Here is a 12665-nt window from a genome sequence, read left to right as displayed (position 1 = left end):
CTCGCACTGTAGTGATGGGCGACAGTGAAGCGCTTCGCCGGAGCCTCCGGGATCCGGACGACACGGTGCGCCTCCGGGTCGAAGCCACCGTCCCGGGTCCGTCTCCACGTCGGCAACCGCTGGTTCCAGCGCTGGCACCAGGCATCGGCCCCTGGCTGCTGCAGTTCGATTCGCTTGGCGAGGACTAAGTCACCCCACTCCCCGTACGGGCCTCCCGGCCGCGTCCTTCGAGGAGTCTCCGGTGCACCGCTCATCACACCACCTCCCTGCCGCGCTTGTTCGTGGGCTTCGCGGCGAGGGCCTGCTGCTCAACGTGGCGAGCCGCGATGTACAGGCCCTCGCGGTTCAGGTGCCGCGAGTAGCTCGAGTCGAGGTAGAGCACGGGCACGTCGCCCGCGGCCTTCAGCAGCGCCGGGTGCAGCCGGTGCTTGATCGGACCCGAGCCGCCGCCGTAGACGTAGACGACCTCGGTCGTCGCGCCAGCCTGCGAGAGAACGTCGCCGAAGGAGGAGACGATCTCGTCGACCAGGTAGCTGGCCTCGTCCTCGACGAAGCCGGCGGCACGCTGGTGACGGTTCCTCACCAGCACGGACGGCTCCGCGTGGAGGAAGTCCGCCAGCTGCTTGCGCGAGGAGAACTTCAGCGTGGCGTCCGACTCACTCATGCGCTCCATGGCGTTCATCAGCGCGGTGCCGTAGCCCTCGTCGAGCGTGGCGGCCGCCTCGGCGTTGAACCGCCCGTCGGTGAAGACCGGGAAGTTCACGGTGCCTTCGCCGACGTCGACGCCGATGGTGTGCTGGACCGCCACCAGGTCGGAAGCAGAGACACCCTCGACAATGGACGCGTCACGGGTGCGCAGATCATCGAGAAGAGCCTGGGCCAGCGGCTCGCCCTTGTCGGTGATGGCGAACTGCGCGGAGGCACCCTCGGCCATCACCTGGACGTCGACGAACTGCAGGCGCACCGAGACCGGGGTGCTGAAGTTCTTGATCGTCACCAGGTGCACCGCGGGGTCGGAGCTGCCCAGCAGGCCGATGAACTCGGCGGCGTAGGCGTGGCGGCGCGCGACGAACTCGGAGATCGGCAGCGCCAGGCCGGCACGCACGTGCACGCGCAGCTCGTGATCGGGCAGCGCGCCGTTCTCGCTGACGTAGTCGCGCAGGGCCTTCGCGGCGAAGACACCCAGGACCAGGACCTTGCTCAGCTCCTGATCGGCCTTGGAGTGCTTGCCCAGCACCTCGAACTCGGTGAACTTCGAGCCGCGTACGCTCAACGCCGCCCGGCCGAAGATCCGGCGGTCCGACGCCGCCACCAGGGGAGTGGTGAGCGAGCAGTCGATCTGGTTGTAGAAGTCGCCGGCCATCACGGTGGCTGCATCCGCGTCGGGGAGCGGCACCTTCGGCGAGGTGCGGGAAGTCGAGACAACCGCGCTGGGCAGATCGATCTCGTCGAAAGTGCTCTGCTTCGTGTTCTGGATGACGCCCTTGACGTAGCCGTTGCCGACGTCGACGCCGCCGGTGAGGGTGATGATGTCGGTGGTGTTCGTGCTCATGAATTCGGCCCCTCGGTGTCTGCGTTGTCTGTCTGGAAGGTGAGAGCCACCGCGTCACTCAGCGCCGAGTGCTCGCCATGATTTCGTCGATGGACGCCTGCTTCGGCGGCTCCGGCGGCGGGATGGGGGCGGAGGCCTCGGCCGTCTCGACCGGTGCGGGAGCCGGCTCGGGCCGGGACACCGGCGCTGGGGCTGTCTGCTCGACGACGACGTCGGCCCGGTCGGTGACTACGGGCTGCTGCTGCGGCTGAACCGGCCGGACGGCCGGACGGGGCTCGGCTGTTGCTTCGTCTGCTTCGTCGTCCTCGCGTTGTTCGGCAGTCTCCAGCGGTGGGCGGCCACGACGCGGCAGCTGGTCGACGGGCTTGTAGAAGACGTCGATGTACCCGTCGCGCTGAATGGACTCCCGAATGAGCTGTCGCAGCGACTGCGAGATGTTCTCCTGCTGATCGAGCCACTCGATCACCGAGGTATCGGCAGCGGGCACGGTCCAGCGAACCTTGCGAGGTTCACCCGACTGATTCGCCATCGCACTCACCTCGCCCGGCCACTTGCTCATGCACTTCATCCAGTCGCTCACCGGATGTCTCGCGCTCTGCCATATGGACTCACCGCCTTCCGCGTTTCTGCTCGAATGCGAATCGATGCAACGTCACTCTAGTGGCCCTATAGAGTCCCCTGCAAGTCTCATTCGATACGCGAGTTAGGCGTCATTGGTGTCCCTGTTGAGTACTGGTGGGTACACCGGCGAGACGTCGCGGTGCTCCACCTGAGACGACCGCATGCAAGCCGCCGACGCCATGCGCCTATGAGCTCTACGTGCGACGCAACAAGGGCTCCAAGGGGGCACCCTCGAGACACCTGGGGTCACGGCGCCGTCCCAGGGGGAACCGCATTCGAGTACACAGGGCATCCCGTCGGCGTCCTGACTGTGTCTCCTGAAGGGCCTCACCGGTCGCCGCTACCCAGACGTGCCCTGCGAGGGTTCCGTATGCGACACCAGGGCGGCATCGTTGGAGCGGGCGCGAGACGCCGTAAGGACGCTCTCGGGACTCTGATAGCCGCAATGCCGGCCAGTCGGCGTCTTGTGCGTGCCCTAGTTGCGTCCCCCGTGTATCCCGATGGGTCACCTCGGAGACGCGAGGGGGACGCTTTTCACTGCCGTTTCGTAGGGACGAAACGCCTGTCTGCGCTTCACGCCGAATCGCGGCGGTCGGTAAGGGGGTGGGTGCCATCGGCTCGCTTGATGGACGGACGGGGCGGGGGCTGGTCGCCAGCTTGGGAGCCGGCGATTTCTCACCCAAGTGCCGCCAGCTCCTCGCGAGTGAAGCCGATCGACTGGTCACAGGTGCCGGGGTGGTCTTCGACGAGCAGGAACGCCTCAGAGACGACGACCTTCTCGCACCCCGGCGCGATCCGTAGCTCCCGTCGGCCCTCGTCGTCCCAGAACAACCACCACAGTGCGAGTCCTCCAGGCTCGTGCTGCATGTCTAGGACGGTCTTCTTTGGCCCCACCCGCCTGTATGGACGTCGACCGTCACGGTTCGGATCGAGCCCCAGCCTCAGCGGTCCGGCCAGGCGAGGACAATCACGGTGACGTCGTCCCGGGTGCCGCCCCTGGTGGCAGCGCAGGCCAGCGCCGACCCGACCAGACTGTCCGCGATCCGGCTCGGCGGGTGCTCCGTTGAGCCGGGGGCCCCATGGTTCCGGATCAGGCGGACAAGACGGTCCTCGCCGATCGCTCCGTGCAGGCCATCGCTGGCCAGCACCACCAGCCGCACCCCCTCGGAGGCCTCCGACTCCCGTACCGACGCGACGGACGATCGCGCGAGGGAGACCCGTACCCAGTCGTCGTGGTGCTCGGCCCGCGTCGCGGGCCCGCCCGGGTGCACCGTCCGCAGGAAGGAGCCCATCGTGTGATCGGAGGTCAGCCGCACCACCTCATCGGTGACCGGGTCGTACGACCAGGCCGCGCAGTCACCCGTCCACCCGACGGTGACCTCCCGGCCGGGCCTGGCGACGACGGCGACCGCGACCGCGTCCTCCTCCGGGCAGGAGTCCGGGCCCGGGTCGGCGATCATCTCGGCGGCGGTCAGGATGCCGTGCAGTGGCCCCCGGGTGGCGGCGATCCGCGCGCCGACCTCCGCCAGGAAAGCGGAGCGCGCGGTGATGCGCTCCGAGTGCCCGATGCCGTCGACCACGCAGGCCGCCGTGGTGCCGTCCTGGAGGACGTGAACGTAGGCACCGTCGCCGGTGGGACCACCCGTTCCGACAGCGGTGGCGACGGCTGTTAGAACGCCCGCGGGGACGTCCGTGAGCTGAGTGTGCATCATGCCCATCAGCCTATGGGGGGCTCCTGTCGGCCTCTTTCACGGTTGGTTAACGCAGCCGCGGCGAGGGCTGTGCCGCCTGCGGCAGCAGGTCGATGAGCCAGGGCTGCGCCCCGTCGGGAGCAGACCCGTACCCCCGCCTCGCTCGTGCTTCACGAGGACGGATGAGCATGGGGGTACGGTCGTATCACGGACGGCAAAACAGCAGTACAGCCAAGGGTGCAATGACCAGGGGAAACAGCCCGTCCCGTACCCCCGCTGCGCGGAAAGGGGGGAGGGGTACGGGTCAAGAGGGTACGGCCTGTTTCCCCTGGTGTTCCAGGCTTCCGCTGACGCTCCAGCCGTGGAACAGCGACGACGACGACAAGGAAGCAAAAAGGGCATAAGGGAACCTGATAACACGTGTCCTGCGGACCCTCGCTTCGCTCGGCCTCTCCGCTGCGCTCCGAGGACGTGTTAGTCGGCATAGCCGACGGGTTCCACCGTTCGCTTCGCTCACCGGTCCGTCGGTCGCCGGCGCTCCCTCCGGCTATGCCCAGCGCTGCGCTTGAGACAGGAGGCCCCACCACTGCCCCGCTCCTGTTGGCCATAGATGTGGACAACAGCAAAGGGTGCAGCAGTGGTGGATCGCCTGGTGCTGCACGTCCGGCTCAGGCGAGAAGTGACGACCCGTGCGGCGGCTCGCTATGCGATCCATCCGGGACCAGATCACGCCAGCAAGATCTTCCGGATCGTCAGCCAGCGGAGCTTGGCCCGGGAGCTGGGTCGACCACGAGATCACACGGACACACGGACCCCACCGGGGTCCGCACTCGATGGTCGCCATCCGTACCCGAGCCCACGAAGAGGCCCACCATGACGCAGTCCCAGCCGGCGAAGCCGAGGACATCGGCAACGTCGACTTCACCAACGACGAGGGCACCACGATCGTCACCGTGCACGTCTCCCGCAGCGATGACGGGATGTACACCGTCCACCTCATGCCGATGTGGAACGACGATCAAATCCGCGTCGAGCTCCACCGGGAGGAGGACCTGGCCGTCATCGAGCCCTGTACCAGCCGGCCGGTATGGACCAGCGACATGCAGGCCGCCACGCCTGCCCGGACATCATGGCCGCAGCTCTCGACTCCAGCTGCGGAGACCGCCGAGTCACAGGGAGAGGAGACTCGAATGATTGCTGAAATGATTCAAGAATCGTTCTCGCACGTCGTCCTCGTCACCGGTTCCCGCAGCTGGGACGACGAGAGGAGCATGCGTGAGACGTTCAACGACGCCTGGCGCGACTGGGCCCCAAGAACGTCACCAGGCCGGTGCTCCTCTCGGGGCGCTGCCCCAAGGGTGCCGACGCCATAGCCGAGCTGCTGTGGCAGGACGCAGGCTTCGAAATCATCCCCTTCCCCGCCGACTGGTCGACCCGCGGGAGAACGGCTGGCTTCCAGCGCAACCAGGAGATGGTCGACGCCGCCCGAGCCTTTCGCGAGGCCGGGGCTCAGGTACTGTGCACGGCCTTTCTCGACCTCTGCCGGAAGCTCGGATGCCCGCAGCGAGGCCAGGAGCAGCTCATGCCGGATACGCCGGGGCACTTCTCGCACGGCACCATCCACTGCAGGTCTCGGGCGCAAGCCGCGGGGATCAAGACGACCAGCGTGATCCATCCGTCGCCGCCGTTCTGAGACACACGAAGGGCCCTGCAGTGTGCTGCAGGGCCCTTCAGGGGCGGATGGGGGATGGGAGGGGAGTCGGCCGGGAGGCGACACTAGGCTCGGCGCTACTTGCTCCGATCGATGTCGTGCGCCTCGTCATAGGCCTTCATGACCTTCTTTGGGATGCGTCCGCGCTCTGCGAATTCGTGACCCGCCTGCTTGGCCCACTCGCGGATCTTCTCGCGCTCCTCGGCAGTCGTCTCGGGTACGACTCGCTTCTTGGGTGCCGGCTTCCCGGCTTTCCGGCTGACCTTCAGGTACGACGCCAGCGCCTTCTCAAGGCCCTTCTGCTCCTCAGGGGTGAGGTCGACTTCGTACCAGGTGTCGCCCAGGCCGAAGGTCACGGTAGCCGCATCCGGCTTACCACTGAGATCTGACTCGACAACGCTTCGAATGGCCATATCAGCGACAGTAGCCGATACGCAAGGACCTTGGAAAGCCTGTCATGGCCATTCGAGATAAGTGTGTCATTCGAAGCCCGAATGAGACCCGAAAATGCTGCTAAATGAGCAGAAGTGATGGGTGGTGCTGTTAAAATCGCAGCATGGCCAGGGTTGTCGCATGCCCCGTTCGCCACCGACCAGCAAACCCGGATCGAGAGGTCCCCACCATGCCGATGCTCCACACCGTCGACGACCATTCGCTCACCGATGAGGACACCGATCTCTTCGAGCTGCTGTGCCGGCGCAGGGGGTGGTCGGATCAGTACCTGAAGGAGATCGAGTCCACCGAGCATGACGAGCTCCTGGACCTGGCCGAGATGGTCGAGGCCCTTCATGACGCCCGGATCGGGGGCAAGAAGGTCACCATCGCCCCCGACTTCGACATGGACGGCATCTCCTCCGGGGTCCTCGGCTATGCCGGCCTGTCCGAGCTCGGGTTCGATGTCGAGCTGCACCTGCCCGACTATCGCCGCGGCCACGAGCTCGCGCCCGAGGACATCGCCGAAATCCAGGCGAAGTGGCCCGCCACCCGGGTCCTGCTCACCTGTGACGGGGGAGTGAACTCCCACGGCGGCATCGCCGCCGCGCGTGCCCTGGGCTGGACGACGCTGGTGACCGATCACCATGAGGAACTCGCGCCGGGCTCGACCGCGGACATCACCGTCGATCCGTGCCGGATCGATGAGACCTACGCCCACACCGGGATCTGCGGTGCCCACGTGCTCTACCAGGTGATCGAGGCCTACACCCGCGTGCACCGGCCCGAGAAGCTCTGGGAGATCCACCTGCTGCGCCTGTTCGCCGGCCTGGGCACCGTCTCCGACGTCATGCCCGTGCTGTACGAGAACCGCCAGTTGGTGCGGGATGCGATCTCGATCGCCCGTCTGCTGCGCGTCGCCGCGCCGAAGACGATCCCCAATTCCTGGGGTGGGTTCGACGCTGACCCCGGTGTCATCGACGTCGAGCAGTCGATCCTGATGCAACTGCTGCGCACCGAGCCGCACCACCCCGTCTTCCTCCAGGCATTCGAGGGCTTCGCGATCGTACTCAAGGCCTTCGCGCAGGTCGGCAAGATCCGAGACATAGACGACCTCGACGAAGGCTTCTTCGGCTTCTACCTCGCCCCGGCGATGAACAGCCCCCGGCGCGCTGGGGCCTCGCTTGAGCCCTGCTTCGCGGTGTTCACGGCTGGTGGTGCTGCCGTCAAGCTCAAGGCCGCCCACCAGGTGATCGAGAGCAACGAACTGCGCAAGCGGCTGGTCATCGAACACATGGAAGAACTCACCTCCGGAGACCAGCCCTTGGCTCCGTGGGTGTACTTCTCGGACGCCTACCCAGGCATGTACGGGCTACTGGCCAACCGCATGATGGAGACCAACGGCCACCCGGTCGTCGTCGTCAACCGACCCGTCGGTCCCGACGATTTCGTCAGCGGCTCCGGTCGCGCGCCGGGGTGGTTCGACATCATCACCAGCCTGGAATCGTACGACGGTCTCAGCGCCATCGGGCACCGGCAGGCCTGCGGCGTCCGCGTCGCGAAGGCCGAGAAGCTCGGCGACCTCGTCGCCGTGCTGCAGGAAGCCACCCAGGTCGCCCTCCTCGCCGTCAGCACCGACGGACCGAACGCTGATCTCGTGCTCGGCCCGGACGCCGACTGCGACGTCGGCCTCGAGGACCTGCAGCCGCTGTTCGAGCTGGCGCGCCGGACCGAAGGGCTCAAGCCCTTCGGGCACGGCTTCACCACGCCGGTCGTCGAGATCGCGATCGAGCCCCTGGGTCTGCGCGTGGACCGGATCGGATCCGAATCGCAGCACCTGCGCCTGGTCACCCGGTCCGGCCTGTCCTGCCTGTGGTGGAACGTCGCCGAGGAGAAGTTCGACATGCTCCGGGGCTTCGTGCAGCGCGCCAGCCGCACCGACCTCGGCACGCTGCGCTTCACTGCGACGCTGCAGCTGAACACCTTCCGAGGCGACACCCGCGTCCAGGCCGTCATCAACGAACAGATCAACACGGCTGCTTGAACCCCGTAGAGGAGGAGACCATGACGTCGCCACCGATCACTTCGCGTCTGCTCGACATCGGGTGGTGCGCCCTCGTGCCGTTCGCCGTCGTCGCGGTCTACCTCGGCCTCGGCACCTTCGCAGTCCTCCTCATCGGAGAGCCGATCGTCGCGACCTCCGTCCTGGGCATGCTCGTCGTCGTCCTGGTCGGCTTGGTGAGGATCCATCGGCCACGGTGGCTCGCGCATACGCCGGCCCCGCGGCCGGAGTCGGAGATCCCACGCTTCGGGTGGACCGTCCTCGGCTGCGCGGTCCTGGCCTTCCTCGCCGGTCAGTCGCTGGCCTTGTGGATCCACGTCACGGCCGGGTCCGCCGGCTTCGACGCGTCGAACCAGACCAGGCACGCGGCGGGTGCCCTGGCGACCCTGCTGCTCACCCTGGTTGCGGCTCCCGCGGGTGAGGAGGCCCTGTTCCGGGGACTGATCTACCCGTTGCTGCGCAAGCGGGTGTGCATCCTCGCCTCCACGCTGGTCTCCGCCGTGGTGTTCGGCCTGCTGCACGGCAACGCCGTGCAGTTCGCCGCGACCCTGCCACTGGCGGTGCTCCTGGCCCTGGTGTACGAGCGCACGCGCGCGCTGTGGCCCTGCGTGGTCCTGCATCTGGGCTTCAACCTCGCTGCCGCCCTTGTCCCGGCGCAGATGCTCGGCGTTCTGGCGAACCCCGTCTCCGCGGTGCTGCTGTGCCTTGCCTTCGCTGGTTGTGCCGTGGGGCTCTACCGGCGGGTCGCCGGCGGAACTGAGCGAGGCACAGTCGAGGGCGCGGAAGGCGAGTCCGCGATGCAGTGAGCGAGGTACCCAGCCTCTTCTGAGAAACGATGGCGCCCTCCGCGCGGGACCCGGCGGCCTTTCCGTCGCCGGTCCCTCGTACGGAGGGCGTGCTCGTGGTGACCGCGGTGATCCGGTCACCGGAGGTGTGACTGAAAGTAGCTATTCAGGCATACTCGTCGGGAGAGGAGAGGATCTCATCATGGCTATCGTCAGCACCTGCGCGTACGACTCACGAGGGCAGCTCGTCCGTCCCGACCCGCTCGACATCAGCCGTGCGAAGATCCGCCTGGACCTCGACACCGGTGAAAAGCCCACCTTCGATCCCGGTCACACGCACGTCTTCGTCGTCTCCGACATGGGCATCACCGCCGAACAGGCCCGTGAGCGCGTGAACACGAGACTGCGCCGGTTCTTCGATCGCGCCGAGGCCGTTCGCGGCTTCCGCAGGATCACGGTGAAGGAGAGCCGGAGCACGAACCGGCTCAACCTCAACACTACGATCTCCTACGAGATCCTCTACGTCGTCGAAGCGGGCGAGCGAGCCCGTAGCCGCAGTCACGCGGTCACCCCTGGGTGATTCGCGCCGTCCACGCCTCACCCTCATCAGCACATGCAAAGAGGCCGGAGAGCTCCCTTCCCACGGGGATGCTCTCCGGCCTCTCTGTTTTCACGTTCCAGTGCAACATCGATCACCTGCCGTCAACGATAGCAGTGTCGCGGATTACTCACAATGGGCGGCGAGTACCAGCCCAATGCCATCCCGCATCGAGTAGAGCCTCATGAGCGAACGACTCGGACAGGGTTCCAACTCATGCCCGGAGGGTGTGCCAGGAGTGTTCTGCGAGCTTCGGGACGCCGAGGATGTTCCGCGCGGTCAAGTCCCACTGGCCGCCTGAGGGCCACACGGCAGCTTGACGTGGAAGCCCGTCTCGAGCTTGGTCGCGGGAGGGCGCATCGAGCTGCCAGCTGTACCACGAGACGTGGTACAGCCCCGAGAACCGCGTCTGACCTGGGCAAGCACCTGTACCGCGAGGCTCTTTCCCGCATCGGGTGTACCACGTGGGAGCGCCAGTGCGGTACGACGTTTTGCCTGGTCAGACAGCCTTTCCGGTCCGCGTACCACAAGTACCACGTCTTTCTGGGCGTTTCCATGAGGGGCGCGTTCGGGAACGGCCCAGGCAACTCCAGCTCGCCAGCCTGCTCTCCTGTCTCCCCGCGCGTGTATCTAGTCCCCATTTCCTGGTACAGGTGGTACAGGGGGTATATATACGCCGTCTGACCAGGTGAAACGCCTGTACCACGTAGAGAATGCCACGTGGTACACCCTGCTCTTGAACACCTCCGGCTACTGCTCTGACCTGGAAAGACGGGTGTACCACGTCAGGTGGTACAAGCTCGGATACCTGGAGGGGGTATGAGGCTCCCGTGATTCCCTGGTGGACGCCCGGTTGATGCCCCGGGGGCAGCCGACTCGGCCGGTCGGAAGAACTCCTCCGAACCCCGACCGCAGGCCGGGCGGCTCACGCCGCCCGCGGGTGCGTGGTCGAGCGCGAGAGCCAGCGCCTTCGCGTGCGTGCTCCGCGTAGCTGCCGACCTCTCGCATCCCGCCCGGGCTCGCGGCTCGTGCGGCTGTAGCGGTTGCGCACACCCTCTGCGGCTCCTGCCTGTTGTCCTTTCAGTCGCCAGTAGAGAGTCATTCGATGCACCACTCGACTTGCCTGCTGATTGATGTGTCAATCGTTGCGAAAGGCAGTCGGGATGGCGTAGTGTCGAGATCGCGTTCCATTCGATTGCGAGTCAAGTCGGCTTCCCACGCATCGCCGGCAGGAGCTCGGTCACGATCGAGAAAGCAGCAACATGACACCTCCTGATGCCTCCACAGCTGTATCTGCCGCCGGTTCCAGGCCCGGACCCCGTACCAACCCCGTCGCTGACGTCCTGACCAGCGTCATGGGGTACTTCTCACAGCGCGACGACATGGCTCCGCCGAACGAGATCGTCACGTACGTCACCGCTGCCTACCTCGACCAGATCGCCCCGACCGATCCTCCGACGCCCCGCGTGCTGGAGAAGGAGCTGCTGGCGATCCTGGGCGGCGTCATCAAGTCCGAGAACGCCAAGGCGGCCACGGCCGCCGAGAGGCACCCCCTTCCGAAATATCTGACGCATTGGCAGGTCGCCCAGATCCTCGTGCGTCTGCACCATGTCATCCGCATCGCACCCAACGCCAAGAACACTGACCGTGAGTACGACCTGCTGGCGATGTATCAGCCCACGGGGGGCGCGCGTGGGACGTACACCACCAGTGAGGACGACATCCGCACCACGGCGCGCATGTACAACACCCAGCTGCGCCTGAAGGAGTTCGGCGAGGTTCTGGCCGTCCTGCGCGAGGACAGCCCGCGCAGGCACCAGAGCACGAACCGCGACTTCATCGCCGCGCGCAACGGCATCGTCTTCTACGGCGCCGAGCCGGTGGACGTCACGATCTTTGGCAAGAACTTCCACTTCGAACCCAAGCAGGTCCACCCCTTCGACCCCGCCATCGTGCTGTTGACGAAGAACGACGTCGACTACGTGGACAACGCCCCGCAGCAGGTCATCGCGCACCCCGATGACGGAGACTGGGACGTCGTCACCTGGATCGAGGAACTCTTCGACCAGCCCGGTGACGAAGGCCTCGCTGACCTGATCTGGGAGATCATCGGCGCGATCATCCGGCCGCATGTGCGCTGGCGCAAGACCGCCTGGTTCTACTCGGCGGAGGGCAACAACGGTAAAGGCACGCTCTGCGCGCTCATGCGCAACCTTCTCGGAGGCGGCGCGCATGCCTCGATCCCACTCTCGGACTTCGGCAAGGACTTCGCGCTCGAACCGCTGGTGCGCGCCAACGCGATCATCGTCGACGAGAACGACGTCGGCACCTTCATCGACAAGGCAGCCAACCTCAAGGCGATCGTGACCGCCGACGTCATCATGATCAACCGCAAGCACCGGATACCGGTCGCCTTTCAGTTCTTCGGATTCATGATCCAGTGCCTGAACGAGTTCCCGGTCGCGAAGGACAAATCCGGTTCTTTCTACCGCCGCCAGCTCTTCGTACCCTTCACGAAGAGCTTCACCGGGGCAGAGAAGACGTACATCAGGGACGACTATCTACAGCGCCGCGAGGTTCTGGAGTACGTCTTCTGGTACGTGATCAACCGTGCCGGCGCGTCCTCCCCGGGGCACTACTACGAGTTCTCCGAACCGGTGGCGACCAAGGTGGTCCTGGCCGAGTACAAGGAGGCCAACGACCCCGTGCGCGACTTCTGGAGTGAGTTCCGCGATCGGCTGGCCTGGGACCTGGCACCGTTCACGTTCCTTTACGACCTGTACAAGGCCTGGTTCGCCGACGTCTCGCCGTCGGGTTCACCCGTGAGCAACAAGCGGTTCATCACCGACCTCGTGGCGATCGTCAAGCTGGATGTCCTGTGGCACTGCCCGGACAAGAACCGCAAGATCCGGCCCGGCCAGATGATGCACACCCCCGAGGTGCTCATCGCCGAGTACGAGCTCAAGAAGTGGATGCACCCGGGCTACACCGGCAGCGACCTGAAGAAGAAGTCGCAGCCGGCGCTGCAGGCCAACTACCGCGGACTGCTCCGGCAGACGGGTGTATCTTCCCCGACCGACGACGCCACTGAGGAACAGGAGCCACCTGATCACGGCAACTGCTGACAACGGGAGTGAACTGCGGATCACCAACCTCACCGTCCACTCGCAGATCACGGCAGACCCCAGGAGAAGACCCCGGCTCACAGGTGAG

11 protein-coding genes are annotated in these 12665 nt (G+C 66.0%); 6 read left to right on the top strand and 5 right to left on the bottom strand.

Annotated elements, in window-relative coordinates:
* Positions 1-253: 253 nt before the first annotated feature.
* The 4 genes from ACIO5D_RS16425 to ACIO5D_RS16410 all read right to left on the bottom strand — a co-directional run bounded on the left by ACIO5D_RS16425 (position 254) and on the right by ACIO5D_RS16410 (position 3885).
* Positions 254-1552: a hypothetical protein gene (locus ACIO5D_RS16425; RefSeq protein WP_400795741.1), complete on the bottom strand. Its 1299-nt coding sequence runs from the start codon at positions 1550-1552 to the stop codon at positions 254-256.
* Positions 1553-1610: 58 nt separating this feature from the next.
* Positions 1611-2111, bottom strand: coding sequence for a hypothetical protein (locus tag ACIO5D_RS16420; protein ID WP_400795739.1), 501 nt, complete (start codon positions 2109-2111; stop codon positions 1611-1613).
* Between the two features lie 737 nt (positions 2112-2848).
* Positions 2849-3040, bottom strand: a complete 192-nt coding sequence (locus tag ACIO5D_RS16415) for a hypothetical protein (RefSeq protein ID WP_400761757.1) — start codon at positions 3038-3040, stop codon at positions 2849-2851.
* Between the two features lie 74 nt (positions 3041-3114).
* Positions 3115-3885 (bottom strand): hypothetical protein, encoded by a 771-nt coding sequence (locus ACIO5D_RS16410; protein WP_400761754.1) that lies wholly within the window; start codon positions 3883-3885, stop codon positions 3115-3117.
* Positions 3886-4697: 812 nt separating this feature from the next.
* On the opposite strand from ACIO5D_RS16410, the gene ACIO5D_RS16405 reads away from it, so the two are divergent.
* A complete protein-coding gene (locus ACIO5D_RS16405) occupies positions 4698-5237 on the top strand; it encodes a hypothetical protein (protein ID WP_400795736.1) in 540 nt (179 codons plus the stop codon).
* Positions 5195-5557, top strand: coding sequence for a hypothetical protein (locus tag ACIO5D_RS16400; protein ID WP_400795733.1), 363 nt, complete (start codon positions 5195-5197; stop codon positions 5555-5557). The genes ACIO5D_RS16405 and ACIO5D_RS16400 overlap by 43 nt, the downstream gene beginning before the upstream one ends.
* A gap of 95 nt (positions 5558-5652) precedes the next feature.
* Here ACIO5D_RS16400 and ACIO5D_RS16395 read toward each other — a convergent pair whose 3' ends face one another.
* Complete coding sequence (locus tag ACIO5D_RS16395) at positions 5653-5988, bottom strand: Lsr2 family protein (protein WP_400763362.1); 336 nt, start codon at positions 5986-5988, stop codon at positions 5653-5655.
* A gap of 209 nt (positions 5989-6197) precedes the next feature.
* Between ACIO5D_RS16395 and ACIO5D_RS16390 the strand changes: the two genes are divergently transcribed.
* The 4 genes from ACIO5D_RS16390 to ACIO5D_RS16375 all read left to right on the top strand — a co-directional run bounded on the left by ACIO5D_RS16390 (position 6198) and on the right by ACIO5D_RS16375 (position 12577).
* Positions 6198-8051, top strand: a complete 1854-nt coding sequence (locus ACIO5D_RS16390) for a DHH family phosphoesterase (protein WP_400795731.1) — start codon at positions 6198-6200, stop codon at positions 8049-8051.
* A gap of 20 nt (positions 8052-8071) precedes the next feature.
* The gene (locus tag ACIO5D_RS16385) at positions 8072-8875 is read left to right on the top strand and encodes a lysostaphin resistance A-like protein (RefSeq protein WP_400795729.1); all 804 of its coding nucleotides are present in this window, start codon (positions 8072-8074) and stop codon (positions 8873-8875) included.
* A gap of 181 nt (positions 8876-9056) precedes the next feature.
* On the top strand, positions 9057-9434 hold the full coding sequence (locus ACIO5D_RS16380; RefSeq protein ID WP_400795726.1) for a hypothetical protein: 378 nt from the start codon (positions 9057-9059) through the stop codon (positions 9432-9434).
* A gap of 1400 nt (positions 9435-10834) precedes the next feature.
* Complete coding sequence (locus ACIO5D_RS16375) at positions 10835-12577, top strand: phage/plasmid primase, P4 family (protein ID WP_400795723.1); 1743 nt, start codon at positions 10835-10837, stop codon at positions 12575-12577.
* The last annotated feature ends 88 nt before the right edge of the window (positions 12578-12665 follow it).

It is taken from the genome of Kitasatospora sp. NPDC087315, assembly GCF_044744345.1.
Lineage (GTDB): Bacteria > Actinomycetota > Actinomycetes > Streptomycetales > Streptomycetaceae > Kitasatospora.
Note: the sequence above shows the minus strand (reverse complement) of the source record. Positions and strands in the feature narration are given on the sequence as shown.

Coding starts and splice junctions, on each gene's coding strand:
- ACIO5D_RS16425 (WP_400795741.1), bottom strand. CDS start 1,552: ATGAGCACGAACACCACCGACATCATCACCCTCACCGGCGGCGTCGAC.
- ACIO5D_RS16405 (WP_400795736.1), top strand. CDS start 4,698: ATGGTCGCCATCCGTACCCGAGCCCACGAAGAGGCCCACCATGACGCA.
- ACIO5D_RS16410 (WP_400761754.1), bottom strand. CDS start 3,885: ATGATGCACACTCAGCTCACGGACGTCCCCGCGGGCGTTCTAACAGCC.
- ACIO5D_RS16390 (WP_400795731.1), top strand. CDS start 6,198: ATGCCGATGCTCCACACCGTCGACGACCATTCGCTCACCGATGAGGAC.
- ACIO5D_RS16415 (WP_400761757.1), bottom strand. CDS start 3,040: ATGCAGCACGAGCCTGGAGGACTCGCACTGTGGTGGTTGTTCTGGGAC.
- ACIO5D_RS16385 (WP_400795729.1), top strand. CDS start 8,072: ATGACGTCGCCACCGATCACTTCGCGTCTGCTCGACATCGGGTGGTGC.
- ACIO5D_RS16380 (WP_400795726.1), top strand. CDS start 9,057: ATGGCTATCGTCAGCACCTGCGCGTACGACTCACGAGGGCAGCTCGTC.
- ACIO5D_RS16420 (WP_400795739.1), bottom strand. CDS start 2,111: ATGAGCAAGTGGCCGGGCGAGGTGAGTGCGATGGCGAATCAGTCGGGT.
- ACIO5D_RS16395 (WP_400763362.1), bottom strand. CDS start 5,988: ATGGCCATTCGAAGCGTTGTCGAGTCAGATCTCAGTGGTAAGCCGGAT.
- ACIO5D_RS16375 (WP_400795723.1), top strand. CDS start 10,835: ATGGCTCCGCCGAACGAGATCGTCACGTACGTCACCGCTGCCTACCTC.